22 protein-coding genes are annotated in these 21058 nt (G+C 72.4%); 13 read left to right on the forward strand and 9 right to left on the reverse strand.

The window, feature by feature from the left end; all coding sequences use genetic code 11:
* Nucleotides 1-67: 67 nt before the first annotated feature.
* Nucleotides 68-1507, reverse strand: a complete 1440-nt coding sequence (locus AB0M54_RS44265) for an EAL domain-containing protein (protein WP_364478656.1) — start codon at nucleotides 1505-1507, stop codon at nucleotides 68-70.
* Nucleotides 1508-1573: 66 nt separating this feature from the next.
* The gene (locus AB0M54_RS44270) at nucleotides 1574-2389 is read right to left on the reverse strand and encodes an SAM-dependent methyltransferase (protein ID WP_364318003.1); all 816 of its coding nucleotides are present in this window, start codon (nucleotides 2387-2389) and stop codon (nucleotides 1574-1576) included.
* A gap of 88 nt (nucleotides 2390-2477) precedes the next feature.
* Here AB0M54_RS44270 and AB0M54_RS44275 point away from each other — a divergent pair, with 88 nt between their 5' ends.
* From AB0M54_RS44275 to AB0M54_RS44285, 3 genes are all read left to right on the forward strand, one after another.
* Entirely contained in the window at nucleotides 2478-3692 is a 1215-nt protein-coding gene (locus AB0M54_RS44275; protein ID WP_364478659.1) for an amidohydrolase family protein, read from the forward strand.
* A gap of 113 nt (nucleotides 3693-3805) precedes the next feature.
* A complete protein-coding gene (locus AB0M54_RS44280) occupies nucleotides 3806-4216 on the forward strand; it encodes a hypothetical protein (protein ID WP_364478662.1) in 411 nt (136 codons plus the stop codon).
* On the forward strand, nucleotides 4213-4851 hold the full coding sequence (locus AB0M54_RS44285) for a class F sortase (RefSeq protein WP_364478665.1): 639 nt from the start codon (nucleotides 4213-4215) through the stop codon (nucleotides 4849-4851). Before AB0M54_RS44280 ends, AB0M54_RS44285 begins: the two co-directional genes overlap by 4 nt.
* On the opposite strand, the gene AB0M54_RS44290 is transcribed toward AB0M54_RS44285, so the two are convergent.
* A complete protein-coding gene (locus AB0M54_RS44290; protein WP_364478668.1) occupies nucleotides 4833-5297 on the reverse strand; it encodes an SRPBCC family protein in 465 nt (154 codons plus the stop codon). The genes AB0M54_RS44285 and AB0M54_RS44290 overlap by 19 nt on opposite strands.
* Before the next feature lie 98 nt (nucleotides 5298-5395).
* Between AB0M54_RS44290 and AB0M54_RS44295 the strand changes: the two genes are divergently transcribed.
* From AB0M54_RS44295 to AB0M54_RS44310, 4 genes are all read left to right on the forward strand, one after another.
* Nucleotides 5396-6076, forward strand: coding sequence for a nitroreductase (locus AB0M54_RS44295; RefSeq protein ID WP_364478671.1), 681 nt, complete (start codon nucleotides 5396-5398; stop codon nucleotides 6074-6076).
* A gap of 71 nt (nucleotides 6077-6147) precedes the next feature.
* Nucleotides 6148-7698 carry a protein kinase gene (locus AB0M54_RS44300; protein ID WP_364478674.1) on the forward strand — a complete coding sequence of 517 codons (1551 nt, stop codon included), beginning with the start codon at nucleotides 6148-6150 and terminating at the stop codon, nucleotides 7696-7698.
* Between the two features lie 26 nt (nucleotides 7699-7724).
* Complete coding sequence (locus AB0M54_RS44305; RefSeq protein ID WP_364317996.1) at nucleotides 7725-8537, forward strand: hypothetical protein; 813 nt, start codon at nucleotides 7725-7727, stop codon at nucleotides 8535-8537.
* Between the two features lie 6 nt (nucleotides 8538-8543).
* The gene (locus AB0M54_RS44310; RefSeq protein ID WP_364478677.1) at nucleotides 8544-9203 is read left to right on the forward strand and encodes a class F sortase; all 660 of its coding nucleotides are present in this window, start codon (nucleotides 8544-8546) and stop codon (nucleotides 9201-9203) included.
* Here AB0M54_RS44310 and AB0M54_RS44315 read toward each other — a convergent pair.
* Nucleotides 9198-10073 (reverse strand): alpha/beta fold hydrolase, encoded by an 876-nt coding sequence (locus AB0M54_RS44315; RefSeq protein WP_364317994.1) that lies wholly within the window; start codon nucleotides 10071-10073, stop codon nucleotides 9198-9200. The two genes, AB0M54_RS44310 and AB0M54_RS44315, sit on opposite strands and share 6 nt — an antisense overlap.
* A 71-nt stretch (nucleotides 10074-10144) precedes the next feature.
* Between AB0M54_RS44315 and AB0M54_RS44320 the strand changes: the two genes are divergently transcribed.
* Genes AB0M54_RS44320 through AB0M54_RS44330 form a run of 3 tightly spaced genes read left to right on the forward strand, consistent with a single transcriptional unit; the run spans nucleotide 10145 to nucleotide 12480 of the window.
* Nucleotides 10145-10897 (forward strand): SDR family NAD(P)-dependent oxidoreductase, encoded by a 753-nt coding sequence (locus tag AB0M54_RS44320; protein WP_364478680.1) that lies wholly within the window; start codon nucleotides 10145-10147, stop codon nucleotides 10895-10897.
* Nucleotides 10898-10928: 31 nt separating this feature from the next.
* A complete protein-coding gene (locus tag AB0M54_RS44325) occupies nucleotides 10929-11630 on the forward strand; it encodes an FKBP-type peptidyl-prolyl cis-trans isomerase (protein WP_364478683.1) in 702 nt (233 codons plus the stop codon).
* Nucleotides 11631-11646: 16 nt separating this feature from the next.
* Nucleotides 11647-12480 (forward strand): PHP domain-containing protein, encoded by an 834-nt coding sequence (locus tag AB0M54_RS44330; RefSeq protein ID WP_364478686.1) that lies wholly within the window; start codon nucleotides 11647-11649, stop codon nucleotides 12478-12480.
* A 3-nt stretch (nucleotides 12481-12483) separates the two neighbouring features.
* On the opposite strand, the gene AB0M54_RS44335 is transcribed toward AB0M54_RS44330, so the two are convergent.
* Nucleotides 12484-13035 (reverse strand): histidine phosphatase family protein, encoded by a 552-nt coding sequence (locus tag AB0M54_RS44335; RefSeq protein ID WP_364478689.1) that lies wholly within the window; start codon nucleotides 13033-13035, stop codon nucleotides 12484-12486.
* Between the two features lie 73 nt (nucleotides 13036-13108).
* On the opposite strand from AB0M54_RS44335, the gene AB0M54_RS44340 reads away from it, so the two are divergent.
* The gene (locus tag AB0M54_RS44340; RefSeq protein ID WP_364478691.1) at nucleotides 13109-13354 is read left to right on the forward strand and encodes an NUDIX domain-containing protein; all 246 of its coding nucleotides are present in this window, start codon (nucleotides 13109-13111) and stop codon (nucleotides 13352-13354) included.
* A gap of 297 nt (nucleotides 13355-13651) precedes the next feature.
* Nucleotides 13652-14227 (forward strand): hypothetical protein, encoded by a 576-nt coding sequence (locus tag AB0M54_RS44345; RefSeq protein WP_364317991.1) that lies wholly within the window; start codon nucleotides 13652-13654, stop codon nucleotides 14225-14227.
* Nucleotides 14228-14229: 2 nt separating this feature from the next.
* On the opposite strand, the gene AB0M54_RS44350 is transcribed toward AB0M54_RS44345, so the two are convergent.
* From AB0M54_RS44350 to AB0M54_RS44365, 4 genes are read right to left on the reverse strand one after another with little or no spacing between them, the layout of a single operon-like run.
* Complete coding sequence (locus tag AB0M54_RS44350; protein WP_364478746.1) at nucleotides 14230-16203, reverse strand: ABC transporter ATP-binding protein; 1974 nt, start codon at nucleotides 16201-16203, stop codon at nucleotides 14230-14232.
* 6 nt (nucleotides 16204-16209) lie between these two features.
* Nucleotides 16210-17064: an ABC transporter permease gene (locus tag AB0M54_RS44355; protein ID WP_364317990.1), complete on the reverse strand. Its 855-nt coding sequence runs from the start codon at nucleotides 17062-17064 to the stop codon at nucleotides 16210-16212.
* The gene (locus AB0M54_RS44360; protein ID WP_364478694.1) at nucleotides 17061-18020 is read right to left on the reverse strand and encodes an ABC transporter permease; all 960 of its coding nucleotides are present in this window, start codon (nucleotides 18018-18020) and stop codon (nucleotides 17061-17063) included. Before AB0M54_RS44360 ends, AB0M54_RS44355 begins: the two co-directional genes overlap by 4 nt.
* Nucleotides 18021-18022: 2 nt before the next feature.
* The gene (locus tag AB0M54_RS44365) at nucleotides 18023-19765 is read right to left on the reverse strand and encodes a peptide ABC transporter substrate-binding protein (RefSeq protein ID WP_364478696.1); all 1743 of its coding nucleotides are present in this window, start codon (nucleotides 19763-19765) and stop codon (nucleotides 18023-18025) included.
* 137 nt (nucleotides 19766-19902) lie between these two features.
* Between AB0M54_RS44365 and AB0M54_RS44370 the strand changes: the two genes are divergently transcribed.
* On the forward strand, nucleotides 19903-21048 hold the full coding sequence (locus AB0M54_RS44370; RefSeq protein ID WP_364478698.1) for an ROK family transcriptional regulator: 1146 nt from the start codon (nucleotides 19903-19905) through the stop codon (nucleotides 21046-21048).
* The last annotated feature ends 10 nt before the right edge of the window (nucleotides 21049-21058 follow it).

The following is a 21058-nucleotide window of genomic DNA, read 5'->3' on the forward strand; positions in this document are numbered from 1 at the left end:
CACAACCCCGCCACGCTGCCACCGAACCTGCCCCCGGCCAACCCGCCGCGCCGAAACCCGCCCACGATCACCGACGTGCGGAATGCGGGGCTAGGTGATCGAGGATCTGGTTGGGGCCGTCGATGGCGGTGCTCTCGGTGATCTCGAGCTGAAGGGCGGCGGCCGGCAGGCCGGTGCGGTCGAGGATCTCGTCGATGGTGGCGAGCAGGGCCGGGTCGGCCAGCTGCAGCGGGGAGAGGTTGACGCTGATCAGGAGCCGGTTGCCCGCGGCGTGCCAGGCGCTGCCGTGCCGGCAGGCCTGACCGAGCAGGGACTGGCCGAGCGGCCGGATCAGGCCGGTCTGCTCGGCGAGCGTGATGAACTCCTGCGGGCCGGCCGGGGCCGTACGGCCGTCGGGTTGCCAGCGGGCGAGCGCTTCGACGGCGACCACGGTGTGGTCGGCGAGGGCGTACATCGGCTGGTAGTGGGGCACGAACTCGCCGCGTTCCAGGGCGGCCGGCATGGCCGCGGCGAGCCGGTGACGGCGCAGGTCCCGGGTGGCGCGGGCCGGGTCGAACACGGCGTGCGGGCGGTGGCCGGGATGGGTCCAGGCCAGGGCGATGTGCGCGTTGCGCAGCCAGTCGTCGGGGGCGGTGCCGGCGCAGAGGTCCTCCACGATGCCGGCCGTGGTCCGCAGCCGTAGCTGGTAGCCGTCGATCCACGGCAGCCGTGCGTCACTGATGGCGTGCCGGGCCAGCCGGGAGACCTTGATCATCTCGTCGGGCCCGCTGGTGTCCGTGACGGCCACGGCGAACTGCTCCCCGCCGAGGTGGGCGAGCAGAGCGGGCGCGGCGCCGGCGACGACTTCCCGCAGGCGCAGGCCGATGGTGTGCAGCAGGTCGTCGCCCGCCTGGTGGCCCAGGGCGTCGTTGAGGTTGTCGAAGTCGTCGATGCGCAGCAGGCAGATCCCGATGCGCGCGCCGGGCCGGGCCGCGGCGATCGTGGCGCGCAGGTGTTCCCGCAGGTTGACCCGGTTCGGCAGCCCGGTGACCACGTCGTGCAGCCGGGCGTGCTGCAGGCGGTCCTGCAGGCGGTGCTGCTCGTCGCGCCAGGCGACCCGCTCCGAGCGGGCCAGCTCTTCGGCGGCCAGCATCGCGGTGTCACGCAGGGAGGCGGTGAACCCGGCGGCGAACTCTCCCAGCAGGGGCTGGACCCGCGCCCGCGCGGCCGGTTCGCCGGCGCCGAGCAGGGCGGGCAGCCGTGCGGCCAGCAGGGGAAGGCTCACGGCCAGGACGTGCGGGGACGCCATCCGCGCCTCGACCAGGGCGTCACCGACCGGCCGGGCCGCGGTGGCGTCGAAGGGGTCGGCCCGGGCGGCGGTCACCAGTTGGCGCAGCAGCCCGCGCAGAACGGCCCGGGCGTGGTCTCGGCGCGGCACGAACCCCTGCTCAGCCACCTGACGGAGCCACTGCCGAGCCACCGCGTCGAGCGCCGGCTCATCGGCGCCATGCGAGCCCGTACGCGTCATGATGCCGTCCTCCGGTCCGATGCCGCCACCCACTGTGCACCGTGGACGGCTCACGCGCCACCGCGGTCAGCGGCGACGGCCCAGCGCGGCCAGCAGCGCCACCGGCGCGTTGTCGGCGTCCTCGTCGTCGTCGGGATGCCATTGATCGATGTTGACCACCCCGGGCGGCTGCAACGCGAAGGACTCCCCGAGCAGCCCGGCCACCTGGTCCGCGTCCCGGACGACGAACGGTGTGGGGGTCTGCTCGTACAGCTTCCGGACCGCCTCCTGCTGGGCGCGGGCCGCCTCGGTGGTCTCCAGGGTGCCGTGCGAGATCGCCAGGAAGCTCCCCGGCGTCAGCACCGCGCCGAACTCGCGGATGATCGACGCCGGGTCGTCCCGGTCGGAGATGAAATGCAGCACGGCGACCATCAGGACCGCCACCGGCTCGGCGAAGTCGAGGGACTCCAGCAGCCGCGGATCTCGCAGGATCGCCCCGGGGTCACGCAGGTCGCCGCGGATCGCGGTGGCGTACCGGTTGGCCTTGAGCAGGCTGTTGCTCTGTTCCACCGCGACCGGGTCGATGTCGACATAGACCACCCGGGTCGCCGGGTCGACCTCCTGGGCCACCTCGTGCACGTTGCCCAGCGTCGGGATCCCCGAGCCGAGATCGAGGAACTGGCGGACACCGGCCGCGCTCAGCCATCGCACCGCCCGGCCCAGGAACGCGCGGTTCGCCTGCGCCATCACCCGCACCTGCGGCATGACCTTCTCGGCCTGCGTGTAGAAAGCGCGGTCGACCTGGAAGTTGTGCACCCCGCCCAGCGCGTAGTCGTACACCCGCGACGCGTTCGGCACGGTGATGTCCACACCCTCCGGCACCCACGCGCTCGACTCGGTCACCGCTACCCCCGCTCCGGCCGGCACATCGGCACCAGGTCCATGATGCCCGGTCGGCCCGGCCGGCGCGAGCACTCCTATGGTGGGGACCATGCAACGGATTCACGCCAATCTGATGATCCCGGGGCGGGGCGCTCCGGTCAGCGACGCCGTCGTCCTGCTCGACGGCCCGACGATCGCCTACGCCGGCCCGGCCGCGGAAGCCCCGGTGGCCGGCGACGCCGAGGAGGTCCGGGCCGAGGTCGTCATGCCCGGGCTGTGGGACTGCCACGTGCATCTGCTCGGTCAGCTCGTGCCCGACCTGGCGATGCTCCCGCGCGAGCCGGTCGCCCTGCGGGCCGCGCGTGGCGTCGCGGGCCTGCGGGCGGCGCTGGACGCCGGCGTGACCAGCATCCGCGAGCTGGGCGGGCTCGGCCTCGACATGACGGCGGCGGTGGCCGAGGGGACGGTGCCCGGCCCGGCCATCCACGCCGCCGGGGCCGCGATCTCACCCACCGGCGGCCACGTCGACCTGCACAGCTATCCGCTGCCCTGGGTGCACGACTACGGAGCGGCGTCGAACGAGCTCCGCGTCGCCGACGGCGAATCCGGCTGCGCCCGGGTGGTCCGCGAACAGCTGCGGCGCAACGCCAAGGTGATCAAGATCTGTGCCTCCGGCGGCGTCATGTCCGAGGTCGACCATCCGATCCACCAGCAGTTCACCGCGGCCGAGCTGCGGGTCCTGGTCGAGGTGGCGGGTCTGGCCGAGCGGGCGGTGGCCGCGCACTGCCACGGCAAGCCCGGTATGATCGCCGCCCTGGAGGCCGGCGTACGCACCATCGAGCACGGCACGTACCTCGACGAGGAATGCGCGGCCGCGATGCGCGAGACCAGCGCGATCCTGGTGCCCACCCAATTCGTCATCGCCTCCGCGGTGGCCGACATCGACCGGCTCCCGCCGTACGCCCGGCCGAAGATGCTCGCGGTGGTGGAACGTCACGCCGAAGCGGTCGCCCTGGCCCACCAGACCGGCGTGACGGTCGCGATGGGCACCGACATCGGCGCGGGTGACTGGGGCCGGCACGGCGAGGAGCTGACCCTGCTGGTGAAGGCCGGCTTCACGCCGCTCGAAGCGATCGAGACGGCCACCGCCAACGCCCCGGCCACCCTGGGTCCGCAGGCGCCGCGATCGGGCCGGCTCGAGGCCGGGTACGACGCCGACCTGCTGATCCTGGACGACAACCCGCTGGACGACATCGCGGTGCTGGCCGACCCGGCCCGGATCCGCCAGGTGTGGCAGGCCGGTCGCCGCGTCAAACCGGTCTGACACCGTCACCCCGGGCGGGTGGTCCACGGTCGGCTTCCGGTCACTGAGGGTCGAGGCCGCGAGGTTCGCCGGTACGGTCGCTCCACCATCACGCTCGTGAGAAGAGCCGGACCATGACTCAGTACGGTGATCAGCCGCCGGCCGCGGCGGCGCGCTCCGGGCGTACCTGGCGGATCTTGATTGTTGTCGCCGCTCTTGTGCTGTTGCTGCTCCTGCTGTTGGGGCTGCTCGCGTTCTGCGGGAACGGGACCACTCCGGCGGGCGGTCCGGCGTCGTCGCCGTCGTTCAGCTACCCGCCGGTGACCGGCTCGCCGTCGAGCCCGACACCGGTCGACCCGCCACCGGAATCGCCGCCGACCTCGCCGCCCGGGAAGCCGGTGGCCACGGTGGTGCCTTCGGGGGCGCCGGCCGCCGGTGGAGGGCCGGGTGGTGACGGGTCGATGCGGCTGATCGTCCTGGGTGGCGCGCTGCTGGCGGTCGCCGGTGGGGTCGGGCTGACGGCGTTGCGCCGGTCGGCGGGATGATCCTGTTCGACCGGAGCTCGGGCACGGCTCTGCTGGCGTTCATCCTGGCCGTCTCCGGCGCCAACCTGCTCGCCGCCGGGCTGACCGATCCGCCGCCGCCACCGTTCGGCCCGGTGAAGGCGGCCACGGGCCGGCTCTCTGCCGCGGAGGAGCGCGGACCGGCGAAAGAGCGCGAGGCGTTGCCCCGATCCGTGCCGGTACGCCTGACCATCCCGGCCATCGGGGTGGACACCGGTGTCATGGCGCTCGGCGTCGAACGCGACGGGACGATGGAGGTGCCGCCGCTGACGAAGGACGCGCCGGCCGGCTGGTATCGCCATCTGCCCACGCCGGGGGAGGACGGGCCGGCGGTGATCGTCGGCCACGTCGACACCACACGCTACGGGCCGGCCGTCTTCTACCGGCTGGGCACCCTGACGGCCGGCGACACGATCACGGTGCGCCGCGCCGACCGGAGCACCGCCGTGTTCACCGTCGCCGCCACCAGGCAGTACCGCAAGACGAGCTTTCCGACCGGCGCCGTCTACGGTCCGGTGGGCCGTCCCGCCCTGCGGCTCATCACCTGCGGCGGCGACCTCGACCGCCGCCGCGGCCACTACCGCGACTCGGTGGTCGTCTACGCGGTCGCGGCGTAACGCGCGGCCAGCGCCTCGAGCGTCCCGCTGATGCCCTGCGCGTTCTTCGCCGGGAACCCCAGCAGCTCCATCACCTTCGGCGAGCGGGCCGTCGAATAGTCGAACGTCTCGGTGACCTCGGTGACGCCCGGCTCGGGCGAGGCCAGCTCCCAGCGCCAGCGATGCCCGAGCGGATGTCGCCACTCGACCAGGCGGTCGGGCTCGAGCGCGGTCACCACCGAGGTGATCGAGTACGGCAACCCGTACTGCTTCATGCCCACGGTGAACCGGTCGCCCTGCTTCAGCGCGTGAGGTCCCTTCACCGGAACGTCCCGCACCGTGCCCGAGCCGTCCAGCTCGGCATGCCGATGCGGGTCGGCCACCAGCGCGAAGATCTCCGCCGCGGGCGCGTTCACGCGCACCCGGCGACTCACCCGCCGAGGCCCGGAATCCACCGTTGTCACCATCCCGCCATTATGCGGCCCGCCGCCGCCGACTTCCGGCCGCTCGGTGTTCCCTCCTCGGAGGGAGGTGGCCCGGCGCGCTCGTTCCTATCGTGGGCGGCATGACGAGAGCGGGGCTGATGGACGTCTACAGCGCGGTACGGACCCGGCAGTCGATCCGCCGGTTCACCGATCGGCCGGTCCCGCGCGAGGCCCTGGAACGGGTGCTGACGGCGGCCGTGCAGGCCCCGTCGGGCAGCAACCTGCAGCCGGGCAGTGTCTACGTGCTGTCCGGGGAGCCGCTGGCCCGGCTGAAGAAGGCCGTCGCCGGGCGGGCCGCGGCCGGCGACTCCGGTGACGGTCGCGAGTTCGCGAACCTTCCGCCCGAGCTGTGTCCGCCCTACCTCGACCGGATGGCGGCGCTGGGCGAAGGCATCTACGGCTCACGGGGCGTCGCGCGCGGGGATGTCGCGGGCCGAGCGCGGATCCGGGCCGAGAACTGGAACTGCTTCGGCGCCGGCACGGCGTTGTTCTGCTACCTCGACCGGGACATGCCGGCGCCGCGGTGGGCGGACATCGGCATCCACCTGCAGACGGTGATGCTGCTCCTGCGGGCCGAGGGACTGCACAGCTGCGCCCAGGAGATCTGGGCCGAGTACCACCGCAGCGTCGCCGAGGTGATCGCCCCACCGCCTCACCGGACGCTGGTCTGCGGCCTGTCCATCGGGTTCGCGGACCCGGCCTGGGCGCCTCCGCGCATCCGCCGCGCCCCGCTGTCCGAGACCGTGACCTTCCTGGACTGACCTCTGCGGGCCGGTCGACGTCCGAAGATATTGATCACCATCCGGCGCAGGAGTGGCTCCGAATCACTCTCATGTCGGAACGTGATGTCGGCGCCGCCCGTACCCCGGGCCCGCTGTTGGTCCTGGGGCGTTACCGCCTGATCGCGGTCGTCGGGGCCGGCGGCATGGGCCGGGTGTGGCGTGCGCACGACGAGGTGCTGGACCGGCAGGTGGCCGTCAAGGAACTCGTCGCGCCCCGCGGGCTGCCCGTCCCGGACCGGCGCACCGCCGCGCTCCGGGCGATGAGCGAGGCCCGGGCGGCGGCCCGGCTGGAGCACCCGGGGGTGGTCCGGGTCTACGACGTCGTCCGGACCACCGGGAGCTCGTGGATCGTGATGGAGTTCGTCGAGTCGGTCTCGTTGCACGCCCGGCTCGAGCAGGAGGGCCGCCTGGAGCACCCGGAGGCCGCCCGGATCGGCCTGGCCGTCCTGGACGCGCTCGGGGCCGCGCACCGCGCCGGTGTCGTGCACCGGGACGTCAAGCCGCACAACATCCTGCTGGCCACCGACGACCGGGTCATGCTCACCGACTTCGGGCTGGCCGCGCTCGACACCGAACGCGTCGACGGCGCCCTGTCGGTGCTCGGTTCGCCCTACTACGTCGCGCCGGAGCAGCTGACCGACGGCACGGCCAGCGTCGAGGGTGATCTGTGGTCGCTGGGAGCGACTCTGTACGCCATGGTCGAGGGCCGGCCGCCGTTCCGCCGCGCGAATGTGGCCGCCTCGCTGACCGCGATCGCCGGGGCGCAGCCCGACCCGATGCGGCACGAGGGACCGCTGTCGCCGCTGATCGGGCTGCTGCTGGAGAAGGACCCCGACCTGCGCCCACCCGTGGCCGAGGTGCAGGTGGCCCTGCGCCTGGTCGCCGAGGAACCCGTCCCGGTGCGCTTCCGGGCCGCGGCGGTCGCCCCGGCCGGCTCGATCGCCGAACCGGGCGAGCAGTCGCAGGCCGTGCCGTCGCCGCCGCGCCGCCGGCGGGTCCTCGTCGCCGCGGCCGCCGCCGTGGTGGTCGTGGCCGGCACGGGGGCCGCGATGGCTTTCCGGCCGGAGGGGCCGGAGGGGCCGACGCCGCAAAGAGCCACCGCGGCGGCCCCGACCGGCCCGTGCGCCGACTTCTCCCCGGAACCCTCCGCGGCGCCCGGGATCGAGATCCGGGTCCCCGCCGGGTGGACCCGCTCGCAGAAGGACGGCGAGACCTGTTACCGCGCCCCGAACGGCGTACGCGCCGCCACCGTCCAGCCGATCAAGCCGCTGGCCGTCGGCCCGCTGGAGCACTGGCAGGCCGCCGAACGGGCCGCGTCCGACGCCGGTGAGCTGCCCGGGTACCGCCGGATCAGCATGGGCGTCCTGCTGGTGACCGGCGGGGGAGCCGACTGGGAGTACACCTGGCAGCCGCCGGCCGGCGCCAGGCGGCACGCGCACCGCTACCTGGTGCAGGCCGGCGGGCGCCGCCCGATCGAGGTGTCCTGGACGACCAGCGACGCCGACTGGGCCGCCGCCACCGCCGTCGAACGGGCGATCGTCAGCTCCGTGCGTACCCCCGGCCAGGCCGCACCGACCTGGTCGGTCCCATCCCCCCAGTAACAAACACCTCGATCAAGGAGCATCTCGTGAGATTGCGCCGAACCCTGCTCGTCATCCCCGCCGCCGCGGCCCTCCTGTTCGCCGTGCCGTCCGCGGCCCTCGCCGCCGAGAGCGTGCACGTCCAGCTCGACCCGCTGAACAAGTCGGGCGCCTCGGGCACGGCCACCCTGACCGCCATGGACAACGGCGACCTCAAGATCTCCATCCGTACGAAGGGGATGGTCCCGAACTCGCCACACGCCCAGCATCTGCACGGCGCCACCAACGGCACCGACTTCCACTGCCCGGACATGTCCGCCGACGCCGACGGCAACGGTTTCGTCAGCACCGAGGAGGGTCTGCCGATGTACGGCGACATCTTCGTCTCGCTGACCACCAAGGGCGACACCAGCAAGGCCAGCGGCCTGGCCGTGGACCGGATGCCCACCGCCGACGCCAAGGGGGCCCTGGCCTACGACCGCACCATCCCCGGCGCCGACCTGCCCGCCGGCACCATCGACCACCTCAAGGACCTGCACGTCGTCGAGCACGGCATCGACGCCAACAACAACGGCAAGTACGACCTCGACGGCCTCGGCGAATCCACCCTGGCCAAGTCGGCCGGCCTGAAGGGCATCCCCGAGGAGGCGACCGACCCGGCCGTGTGCGGCATGGTCTCCGGCGCCGCCGCGGGTTCCGTCCCGGCCGGCGGGGTCGCGACCGGTGACGGCAGCAGCCGCGGCACCACGGCGCGGCTGTACGGCTTCGGCGGGCTCGCCCTGCTGCTCGCGCTCGGCGCCTTCGTCCTCACCCGCCGGCGTGCCTTCGCGCTCCCGCGTGAGCTGCGCGACCGGGGCTGATCGTCGATGGGAAACGGCGACTCCTCGCCGCGGACCGGCGGCCGCCGCACCCGACATGCGGTGCGGGCGGCCGTCGCCGTCCTTGCCATCACCGGCTCGCTGCTCGTGGTGGCGGCCGTGCGCCGTACCCCCGTGGAGCCGCCGGAAACCGCGCCGCCGGCCACCGCTCCGGAGCCGGCCCGACCGGCGACGCCCGACCGGCTCACCCGCGGCCCGCTGATGGCGACCTCGCCGCCGGCCCGCCTGACCATCCCGGCGATGAAGGTGTCCGTGCCGGTGATCGGCCTGGGCCAGAACGCCGACGGCACCATGCAGGTGCCCGGCGACGCGGCGACGGTCGGCTGGTACACCAAGGCGCCCACGCCCGGCTCGCTCGGCCCGGCCGTCCTGGCCGGACACGTCGACTTCCACCGGCGGCCGGGAACCTTCGCCCGCCTGGCCACGCTCGCCGCCGGCGACATCGTCACCATCGCCCGGCAGGACGGCAGCACCGCCACGTTCTCGGTGACGAAGACCGGCCGGTACGCCAAGGACCGGTTCCCGACCGACGCCGTCTACGGCGCCATCGACCACGCCGGCCTGCGCCTGATCACCTGCGGCGGCGACTTCGACGACCGCGCCGGCCACTACCGGGACAACATCGTCGTCTTCGCCACCCTGTCATAGCCGGATCACCTTGGCGACCTCCTCGGGGAGGCCGGGGGAGGTGAAGGCATGGCCCATTCCGGGTACGACGTGCAGTTCCGCCCCCGGGATCGCGGCGGCCAGGGCCTCGCCGTGGCCGAGCGGATAGACCGGATCCTGGTCGCCGTGCACGATCGAGGTCGGCGCGGTGATCGACGACAGCGGGGCGAGCAGACTCGGATCATCCGTCCAGGCGGCCCGGTTGTGGTTGGCCGCGGCCGCCGGGTCGGTGGCCCGCGACCGGGCCAGCTCGAGCGTCGCCCGGGCGGCCGGCTCGTCGAACGGCCGGACCGGCCCGGTGAAGACCCGGAACAGGGCCACGTCGGTCTCCGGACCCGGCGGCAGCCCGGCGGCCTGATGCGCGAGAAGCGCGGGCGACGGCGGCGGCAGGTCAGCCGGGTCGGCCGGCTCCCCGGCCAGCGCCCGCGTCCACGCCGGCCGCGGGTCGTGACCCATCGGCGAGCTGGACATCACCGTCAACGACCGGACCCGGTCCGGCGCGTGCACCCCCAGCCACTGCGCGATCATCCCGCCCAGGGACGTCCCCGCCACATGCGCGGAATCCAGTCCATAGCCGTCCAGCACGGCCAGGCAGTCGCGAGCCAGATCCCCGATCGTGTACGGGTGAGCGTCGAAGTCGACCACGCTGGAGCGCCCGGTGTCCCGGTGATCGAACCGGATCACCTGAACGCCACGCTCGACCAGCCGGCCGACCAGCGCATCCGGGCAGAAGACACCCTGAGCGCCCGACCCCATGACCATCAGTACCGCGGGCAGCCCCGGATCACCGGCCCGCTCGGTCCAGATCCGCAGCGGCCCCGAGGCCACGAACCGCTCGTGCGCATCCAGCATGGCGGCACGGTAGCCGCTCCCTGGCGCCGGCCGCATCGCAGATACCATGACAACACCCTCGGAGGTACGCGATGACTCCCACGATCCTGATCACCGGCGGCGGCTCGAAGCGCGGCATCGGGCGCGCCACCGCGCTGCGGTTCGCCGCCCTGGGCTACGCGGTCGGCGTCCTGGACATCGACGCCGACGGCGCCGCCGACACCGCCGCCCAGGCCGGGAACGCCGGCAGCCCAGCCGTCTTCGCGGCCCACGCCGACGTCACCGACCAGGCCTCGGTCCTCGCCGCGGTCCGGGCCGCCGAGGACGCGCTGCCGCCGGTCACCGTGCTCGCCACCATCGCCGGCATCTCCTCGCCGACCCGCTTCGAGAACATCACCCTGGACGAGTGGGAGAAGATCTTCGCGGTCAACGTACGCGGAACCTTCCTGGTCACCCAGGCGGTGCTGCCCGGCCTGCGGGAGCGCGGGTACGGCCGGATCATCACCATGTCCTCGGTGTCCGGCCAGCGCGGCGGCGGTGTCTTCGGCGCCACCGCCTACTCGGCCAGCAAGGCCGCGATCCTCGGCCTGACCAGAACCCTGGCCCGCGAGGTGGAGGGCCAGGGCATCACGGTCAACGCGGTCGCGCCGAGCATGGTCGACACCGACATCACGCACGGCGCCATGACCGAGGAGCGCAAGACCGAACTGGCCGCCACCACGCTGGTCGGCCGCCTCGCCACCCCCGCCGACGTGGCCGGCGCCGTGGTCTTCCTCGCCTCGCCCGACGCCGCCTACCTGACCGGGGCGACGATCGACGTCAACGGCGGATCGCACCTGCACTGACGCACGCGTCGAGGGCAAGTATTGTCGGCTCGTGCCTGATTCCGTGACGAGCCGCGGCAGCGCGGCCGGCAAGCGTGCCGCCGCTGGTCCGCCCCTCACCGGTCCGCCCCTCAAGACGAAGGCCGAGAAGCGCGCCGAGGCCAAGGCGGCCAAGGCCCGCGCCCGGGCGAGGCAGAAGCGCAACCGCACGCTGACCGTCGTCGGCGCGGCGGTGGCCGTGCTGGCCCTCGTGGTCGGACTGGCCGTGTGGATCGGCCGCTCGTCGTCGGACCCCGACCAGGCCGCCGCCCCGAGCGCGAGCTCCAGTGTGGAGGCGAGCACCGCCCCCGCCGCGGCCTTCCCGCCGCTGCCCGCGGGCGCCGACCCGGCCCTGAGCAAGAAGCCGGCCGTGACCAAGGGCGCCGGCAAGGTCGCCAAGCTCACCACGAAGACCCTCATCAAGGGCACGGGCGCGGCGGTCGCGGCCGGCCAGTCGATCAACGTGAACTACGTCGGCGTCACCTACGCCGACGGCAAGGAGTTCGACTCGTCCTGGAGCCGCTCCGAGCCGTTCAGCTTCCAGGCCGGCGCCGGCAAGGTCATCCCGGGCTGGGACCAGGGCCTGATCGGCGTCCCGGTGGGCAGCCGGGTCCAACTCGACATCCCGGCCGACCTGGCCTACGGCGACAACCCCACCGGCGGCCAACCGGCCGGCACCCTGCGCTTCGTCATCGACGTCCTGTCCGCCTCCTGACCCCCGCACCACGGCCATGCTGCCCGCCGACGGACACGTGCACACCGAATGGTCGTGGGACTGCGAGCCCGGCGACATGGAGGCCAGCTGCGCCCGGGCGACGACCATGGGTCTGCCGGCCGTCGCCTTCACCGAACACCTCGACTTCACGGTCTGGACCGGCGTGGAACCCGCGCCGGACGCCCCGGCGAAGGTGACCGACCTGATCACCGAGGACGGGACGCTGGCACCGCCGCCTCTCGACGTCGACGGGTATCTGGCCTGCGTCCAACGCTGCCGCGAGAAGTTCCCCGGCCTGGTGGTGCTCACCGGTGTGGAGGTCGGGGAGCCGCACTGGCACCGGGACCAGGTCGCCGCGGTCCTCGATGCGGGCCAGTTCGACCGCGTGCTCGGCTCCTTGCACACCCTGCCCCTGGGTGGCGGCCTCAACGAGCCGGGCGAGCACTTCGCGCGCCGGCCGGCCGCCGAGGTGGTCCGCGACTACCTGGCCGAGATACCCCGGCTGGTGGCCGGCTTCCCGGACTTCGAGGCGCTCGCCCACATCGACTTCGTCAGCCGGTACTGGCCCGCTGCCGCCGGCCCCTTCGTCCCCGCCGCCTTCGAGGCCGAGTTCCGGTGCGCGCTGACGACGGTGGCCGCCGCGGGCCGGGCCCTGGAGGTCAACACGAACCGCAGGCCATTCCCCGAGATCGTGCGCTGGTGGCGGGAAGCAGGCGGCGAGGTGATCACCTTCGGCAGCGACGCGCACTCTCCCGGCGGCGTGGGCGGCGGCTTCGCGGACGCAGCCGCTATGGTCGAGACGCTGGGCTTCCATCCCGGCCGCCACCCCTACGACCGGTGGTACGCCTGATCGTCACGCGATCTCGGACACCTCGGGTGGGGCGGTCAGCTCGGTGAAGCGAAGGCGGTAGATCGCGGGCATCGGCATGCGCTGCCAGGCGTCCCGATCGAGGGGATGGCCGAAGCCGGACAGCGCCTGAGCGATGAAGGTGCCATGACCGGCGACGAGAACGACCCGGCCGCGGCCGCGGTGCACGATCATCCGCACGGCGCCGACCGCCCGGGTGCGAAGCTGCTCGAGGCTTTCGCCTTCGGGCCGCGCGTGGGAGGGATGCGCCCAGCTTTCGGCGTAATGCGGTTCCCAATCATCGGTGTACGCCAGGCCGTCGTCCCATTCCCGCAGCTCACCATCGGTGTGCACGGAAAGGCCGAGGAACCGCGCGGTGGGCCGGATGGTTTGGATCGCCCGCCGGTACGGGCTCGACCACGCCGCCGTCGGACCCAGCTCGGCGAGCACAGCCACCAACTCGTCCGCCTGCCTCAGCCCTTCCGGCGTCAGCGGGCGGGTCAACTCGTCCGGACCGTCGGCGGTCGGCGGAACGGACCGGGCGTGACGGACCAGCACGATCTCGGTCGGCTCCGGGTTGACGGTCGATCGCCTCCACGGTCGGGTCCTGCGGATCTGGCAGCATCGCCCCATGGACAACGAGACCCAACTCAGAGCCTGTTGCGGCGTGGCCGTCCTCGACGATAACAACCGGGTCTTGCTCATGCGCCGCCGCGGCGACGAGACCTGGGGCATACCCGGCGGCGGCATCGAGGGCGGCGAGGCCTGGCGGCAGGCGGCCCGGCGCGAGTGCCGCGAGGAAACCGGCCGAGCGGCGCAGTTGCAGGGCCGCGAGCGGTGTGCCGACCGGACCTACCACCGTCAGGCACAGTGGTAGAGCAGCCCGGCATTACAGCCCCGAATACCGTCAGGGCCTACCACTGTCCCGGACGGTGGTAGGGCAGCACGGCTTCGCCGGCCCGGACACCGTCAGGACCTACCACCGGTGCTGGGCAGCGGGCGTGAGGGGCGGCAGCGAGGGCGAGCGGGCAGCCCGGGCGCCTGGCAACCGAGCTCAGCCCATGGCCAGCGCCAGGGACGGCGCGGATGGGCCGGACCTTCACCCGGAAGCCTGTCCAGCCGGCCGATACATCGGCTCGAGGGCCGGATGTACGACCGTCGATAGCATCGTCCTGTGGTCGACAGGGTGTGGGAGGTCACGGGCCAGCCGGTGCTGACGACGTACAACGGCTTCGGTTCGGGCCTGCGCGGTTTCACCCGGGTCGACGGCAGCGGCCGGTGCTTCGCGACCCGGTGGCTGCTGGCCCTGTACCTGCCGGTCTTTCCGCTCACCCGCTACTACCTGAGCGAACACCCCCTGGATCCGCTGGACGCGGCCCGGCACAGCTACATCGTTCTCGGGCGCTATCAGATCGACGGCGAGTCGCGTCCGCGGGCGGCGGAGATCCTGCGGACGTACGCCTTCTGGTGGCTGATCGTGCCGCTGGTCGGCCCGGGCCCTCTGCTGCTGGTCGGCCGGCATCTCCACGGGGTCGCCGACACGATGTCCACGGCGCAGACCTGGATGAGCATCGCCGGCTTCCTTCTCTGGCCGTTCCTGGTGATCTGGGGGCTGACGACGCTCCGTGACGTGTATCGCCGGAGGTGGGCGCCCCTCCGGACGGTGACGTGGGTCGACCCGCCCCCGTCGGTGACCGACTGGCCGGACGACCGGCTCCCGCCCGACGGCTGGCGGTTCGGTGACGATTGATCTCAGGCGGCGCTGGTCGCGGGCGGGGGCTGGCGCAGGGGGAAGTGGCAGGCCACCTGGTGGGTGTCGCCGGTCAAAGGGGGCTCGGTCTCGCAGAGCGCGGCCGCGCGGGGGCAGCGGGTGCGGAAGCGGCAGCCCGACGGCGGGTCGATGGCGCTGGGCAGCTCGCCCTCGATGGCGATCCGCTCGCGTTTCGCCGTCGAGATGGTCGGCACGGCGTCGATCAGGGCCTGCGTGTACGGGTGGCGGGCGGAACGCACCACGTCGCGGGCGGGGCCGACCTCGACCAGCTTGCCCAGGTACATGACGCCGATGCGGTCGGCCATGTAGTCGACGACGGACAGGTCGTGGCTGATGAAGACGTACGCCAGCCCGAGGTCTTTCTGCAGGTCGCGCATGAGGTTGAGGACCTGGGCCTGGATCGACACGTCGAGGGCGCTCACCGGCTCGTCGCCGACGATCAGGCGGGGGTGCAGGGCCAGGGCCCGGGCCAGGCCGATGCGCTGGAGCTGGCCGCCGGAGAACTCGTGCGGGTAGCGCTCCAGGACCTGGCGGGACAGGCCCACCTGGTCGAGGAGGGTGGCGATGCGGGCGCGGCGGTCGCCGACCTTCTGGATCTCCAGGGGTTCGGCCAGGATGGCGTCGACGCGCATCCGCGGGTTCATGGCGGCGTAGCTGTCCTGGAACATCAGCTGCACCTCGCGGTGCATGCGGCGGCGTTCGCGGCCGGTCAGCGCGGCGATGTCCGTACCCTCGAGAACGATCTGACCGGCGCTCGGGCGCTCCAGGCCGACGGCGAGCCGGCCCACCGTGGACTTGCCGCAGCCGGATTCGCCGACCAGGCCGAAGGTTTCGCCGGGGGCGACGTCGAAGGAGACGCCGGCGACGGCGCTGACCTGGCCGCCACCACGGCGCACGGGGTAGTTCTTGACCAGGTCGCGGACCGACAGAACAGGGGCGTCCGAGAAGGAGCGCGCGGGCGAAGGCAGCGGTACGCCCGCGGCGGCGCGACCGGAGGCCGGGTGGATGCAGGCGAACTGGTGCTCGGCACCGGACAGCGGGATCTCAGACAGGCGACAAGCGTCGGTCACATGCCGGCAGCGGGGCGCGAAACGGCAGCCGGTCATCGGCTGGGACAGGTCGGGCGGCAGGCCGGGAATGCTGTAGAGGCGTTCGCCACGCGCCTCCTCGGGCAGCGACTCCAGCAACGCCTCGGTGTAGCGGTGTTTGGGGGAGCGGAACAGTGAGCTGGTCACGGCCGTCTCGACCACCCGCCCGGCGTACATGACGGCGACCCGGTCGGCGCGGCCCGCGATCACCCCCAGGTCGTGGGTGACCAGGATGACCGCCATCCCGAACTCCGCGCGCAGGTCGTCGATCAGTTCGAGGATCTGCCGCTGGGTGGTGACGTCGAGCGCGGTGGTCGGCTCGTCGGCGATCAGCAGCCGCGGCGAGCAGATCAGGGCCATCGCGATCGCCACCCGCTGCCGCATGCCGCCGGACAGCTCGTGCGGGTAGTTGTCGGCGATCCGGTCGGGGCGGGGCATGCCGACCCGGCGCAGCATGTCGATCGCGCGTTCCCGAGCCTCGGCCTTGCCGGTGCCGAAGTGCACGCGCAGCGGTTCGGCGACCTGGGTGCCGATGCGCATGGTCGGGTTGAGCGAGGTGAGCGGGTCCTGGAAGACCATTCCCATGCGTACGCCACGGATCCGGCGAACGTCATCGGGAGGCAGCGTCCGCAGGTCGCGTCCCTCGAAGAGGATCTCGCCGCCGGTGACCCGGCCACCGTGCGGCAGCAGGCCCATCACCGACAGCGCGGTCATCGTCTTGCCGCTGCCGGACTCGCCGACCACGCCGAGCGTCTCGCCGGGAAGCACCTGGAGACTGACGCCGTCGAGGGCGTGCACGGCGCCGCGCCGCAGCGCGATGTCGGTGTCGAGGCCGCGCAGCTCGAGCAGGGGCTCGTTCACAGGCAGATCCCTTCAGCGCCGGCGCAGCCGGACCTCGAACGCGTCCCGCAGCCCGTCGCCGATGAAGTTGAACGCGAGCACGATCAGGACGATGGCGATGCCGGGCGGGTAGAGCAGCCACCAGTGGCCGCTGTAGGTGTCGGCGAGGCCGTCGGAGAGCATCCCGCCCCAGTTCGCCGCGGGTGGGGGCACGCCGAGGCCGAGGAAGGACAGGTAGGCCACGTAGAGGATCGCGTCGGCGACCTGGAAGGTGGCGTTGACGATCACCGTGCCGATCGCGTTGGGGACGATGTGGCGGCGTACCGCCCGCCCGCCGGTGCCGCCCATCGCCCGCATCGCCTGCACGTACTCGCGGGAGCGCAGGCTCAGCGCCTCGCCGCGGACCAGCCGGGCCGGGCCCAGCCAGGCGAACGCGCCGATGATCACGATCAGCATCGTGACGCTCGGGGTGACGATCGCGGCGAGCAGCATGAACAGGAACAGCGCCGGGATCGACATCATCGCGTCGACCACCCGCATCATCGCCGCGTCGACCCAGCCGCCGGCGAACCCGGCGACCGCGCCCCAGATCGTGCCGGCGACGGTGGCCAGCAGGCCGGCGGCCAGCCCGACGATGATCGACGTCTGGCCGCCGAGCATGAGCCGGCCGAGCTGGTCGTAGCCGACGCCGTCGGTGCCGAGCGGATGTCCCGGCCCGGGCGGCAGGTGCACCGAGGCGAGGTCGGTGTGCACCTGGTCGGTGGTCCAGAACAGCGGGCCGAGGAAGCACAGGGCGGCCAGGGCCAGGAAGATGCCGGCGCCGACCACGGCCAGGCGGTTCTCCGCGAAGACGCCGAGGCCGCGCCGCAGCGGGACGAGGGTGCTCATGAGGCGCCCCGGCGCAGCCGGACCCGGGGGTCGGCGGCCGCGTAGAGCAGGTCGGCGATCAGCGATCCGGCGATCGTCGCGATCGTGATGACGACGGTGACGCCGAGCAGGACCGGGAAGTCACGCTTCAGGGCGGCCTGCCAGAACAGCTGGCCCATGCCCGGGAAGTTGAACAGCGACTCGACCACCAGCGCGCCGCTGAACAGGGCGGGCAGGTACATACCGAGCAGCCCGATGACCGGGAACAGCCCGTTGCGCAGGGTGTGCACCAGCACCACCCGCCATTCCGGCAGGCCCTTGCCGCGCGCGGTCCGCACGTAGTTCTCGTTGAGGTTGTCGACCATCGACGAGCGTACGTAGCGCGAGTAGACCGCGATGGTGACGATGGCCAGCGTGACCACGGGCAGCACCAGCCCGGCCGGGTCGGCCAGCATCTCACCCACCGTGAAGCCCTGCGGCGCCTCGGGCGGCAGGATCGGCCAGGTCTGCGAGAACAGGATGATCAGCAGAAGACCCATGAAGAAGATCGGTGTCGCGTACGCCAGCAGCGACAGCGACGTGATGACGTAATCGGCCGGCCGGTTGCGCCGTACCGCCTGGATCACGCCCAGCGGGATCGCCACGACCACGGCCAGCAGTGTCGACAGCAGCGACAGGACCATGGTCTTGGGCAGCCGCTGGGCCATCGCCTCGACCACCGACTGGTTCAGCTGGTACGAGTAGCCGAAGTCGCCGCGCCCCAGCCGCAGCAGGTACATCCCGTACTGCTGGAACCAGGGCCGGTCGTAGCCCATCTCGTGGTTGAACGAGGCGAGCTGGTCGAGCGTCGCCTCCTTGCCGAGCGTGGCCCGCGCGGCGCCGCCCGGCAGCAGGTGCAGGATGAGGAAGGCGATCACCGTGACCAGCAGGATCACCACGATCGCCTGCCCCACCCGGGTGACGAGGTACCTGACCATGGCTACTTCCAGGACCAGTCCTGGAAGTACATGGCGTTCATCGGGTCCTGCGGCTCGACACCCTGCAGACCCGAGCGGTAGGCCGAGGTCTGGTAGACCGGGTTCGGCATCCACAGCACCGGCAGGTCCTTGGCCAGGAAGTCGTTGTACGCCGTGAGCTCGCTCGCGCCGTCGCCGGCCGCGAACTGGGTGGCGTCGATCAGCCGGTCGGCCTCGGGGTTGCTGTAGCTGCCCAGGTTCACCGGGGCGTCGGTGGCGAACAGCCGCTCGCCGCTGGCGAACGCCGGGTAGTACCAGCTGCCCTGCGAGCCGAAGAACGACATGTCCCAGGTGCAGGTCGCGTCGGCCGGCTTGCAGGCCGGCGTGACCGCCACCGAGTCGGGGACCTCCTTGATGTCCAGCGTGATGCCGAGCTTGGCCATCTGCGACTTGATCTCGGCGAACATCTTGGTGGTGGCGGCGAACCCGGTCTGGCTGGTCACCGTGAAGGTCAGCGCCTGGCCCGCGGTCACGCCCTCGCCGCACTGGGCGGCGGCCTGGCAGGTGGTCTGCCCGTCCGGGGTGACCTTCCAGCCGTGCGTCTCCAGGAGCTGCTTGGCGGCGGCCGGATCGAACGTGTAGGCGCAGCCGGTGGCACCGGTGGTGCCCGGCTTCGGCGGCACCGGCCCGCAGGTCGGGGCGGCGGTGTCGGACCAGATCACCTTGCTGATCGACGGCTGGTCGATCAGCATCTGCATGGCCTGCCGCAGGTAGGGCTGCTTGAACAGCGCCCCGCTCCTCGGGTTGTGGTAGTTGAGCTGGAGGTAGGTGATGGACCAGCCGTACCAGGGCGCGACCCGGTAGCCCTTGGACTCCAGGTACGACTTCTGCGACACGTTGGCCGCCGGCACGTACCCGTAGTCGATCTGGCCGGCCCGCAGCACGTTGAACTCGGCGTCGTCACCGGTGAACGGCCGCAGCACGACGGTGGCCAGCTTGGGCTTGTCGGCGCCGGTGTAGGTGGGCTGCGCGGCCAGGGTCACCTCGCCGTTGGGCACGTACCGGGCCAGCTTCCAGGGGCCGCTGTTGGTCTTCCACAGCGGGTTGGAGTCGTACGTCTTGGGGTCCTTGGCCGCCGCGGTGAGCGTCTCGAAGACCTTCTTCGCACCCTCGGGCTTGCTCGCCTGACCCTCTTTGTCCCACGCGTGCGCGGGCAGGGGAGTGATGCGGTTGAGCTGGTTGTCCACGAACCACGCGGTGTTGTATGCCGTCGTCGTGGTCAGCACGAGCGTCTTGTCGTTCGTCACCGACCACTTGGTGACGTTGTCCGGGAAGCCACCCTTGCGGTACGACGCCCACTTGTCCTTGTTGGCGCTCACCAGCTCGAACCAGAACTGCACGTCCTTGGTCGTGAGCGGGGTGCCGTCGGACCACTTGTTGTCCTTCAGCGTGATGGTCAGCGTCTTGCCACCGTTGCTGACCACCGGCGCCTCGGCCAGCGAGCGCCGCGCGTCGATGTTGTACTGCGCCGAGCCGTCCAGCCGGTAGGCGTACAACGGCCGGTACTGGGCCTGGGTGAAGATCGCGTTCTCGCCCTGGGTGAAGCCGGGCGCCGAGATCGGCAAGATCCAGTTGGGTGTACGGAAGGCCACGGTCGCGCTGTCCTTGCTCGCGCCCTGGCCGTCATCCGGCGTCGTCCCGCCGGTGCAGGCCGTGAGGCTCGCGGCCAAGGTGATCGCACCGGCCGCCGCCAACAGTCTTCTCATGACCGTTCCTCCCATACGTGACGCCGAGAACGTAAGCCCACCAAAGTTTCAGGTCAACGAAAAATAGACACTTATTTCGGTTACTTCTGCCGTGCTACGTTCAAAGCCTCTGGCCGCTCCGACCGAAGTTGGCGACCGTGCCCCCATCGATCCCCGCCACGCTGCGCGCGCAGGCGCTCGGGCTGCTGGCCAGTGGCGCGGCCACCTCGCGGAGCGACCTCGTCGACGCGCTCCAGGTCGCCCCCTCCACCGTCACCGCCGTGGTGCGCCGGCTGCTCGAAGAGGGCGTCGTGCTCGAGGAGGGCGTTGGCCGGTCCACCGGGGGCCGCCGGCCGCGGATCCTGCGCCTGCGCGACACCGACGGGGTGTACGCCGTCGCCGAGCTCGGCGGCCGGCACGCCCGGGTCGGGCTCTACCAGGCCGGCGGGGTGCTGCGCGGGGTCGAAGAGGTGCCGATCGACATCGCCGACGGTCCCGCCGCCGTCTTCCGCACGTTCGCCTCCCTGGTCGCCGGCGAGCCGCTGCTCGGTGTCGGGGTGGCGCTGCCCGGCCCGGTCGAGTTCCCGAGCGGACGCGTGGTCGGTCCGGCCCGGATGCCCGGCTGGAGCGGCGTCGACCCGGCCGAACACCTGTCGGTCGCCTTCGACCGCTTCGACGGGCCGATGCTCGTGGACAACGACGCCAAGGCGGCGGCGATCGGCGAGTACGTCACCCGGGGCTACGACACCGACGACATGATCTATGTGAAGGCGGGTACGGGCATCGGCGCGTGCCTGGTCACCGGCGGCCGCATCTTCCGCGGCGGTGGCGGCCTCAGCGGCGACGTGACCCACGTGCGGGTCGCCGACAGCGGCGAACGGCAGTGCTCCTGCGGCAGCCGCGGTTGCCTGGAGACCGTGGCCAGCGGCGCCGCCCTGACCCGCCAGCTCGGCTCGGCCAGCGTCGGCTCGCCCGGCCTTGGCTCACCAGGACTCGGCGAGCTCATCGTGGCCGTCCACGACGGCGATCCGGCCGTCGTCGCCGCTGTGCGCGAGGCCGGCCGCCTGCTCGGGGTGGCCCTCAGCGGCCTGGTCAACTTCCTCAACCCCGACGCCGTCGTCATCGGCGGCGCGCTGTCCAGCCTGGGCGTCTACGTGGCCGCCGCCAAGGGCGTGCTCTACGAGCGCTGCCTGCCGTCGCTGACCGGGTCGCTGACCATCGAGGCCAGCACCGCCGGCCCCGACGCGGCCCTGACCGGCCTCGGGCATCTGCTGCGGTCGAGCGCCGACGTGCGCCCGTCCTGAGGAGCCCGCG

Origin of the sequence: Actinoplanes sp. NPDC051470 (assembly GCF_040682035.1) — a bacterium.
GTDB lineage: Bacteria > Actinomycetota > Actinomycetes > Mycobacteriales > Micromonosporaceae > Actinoplanes.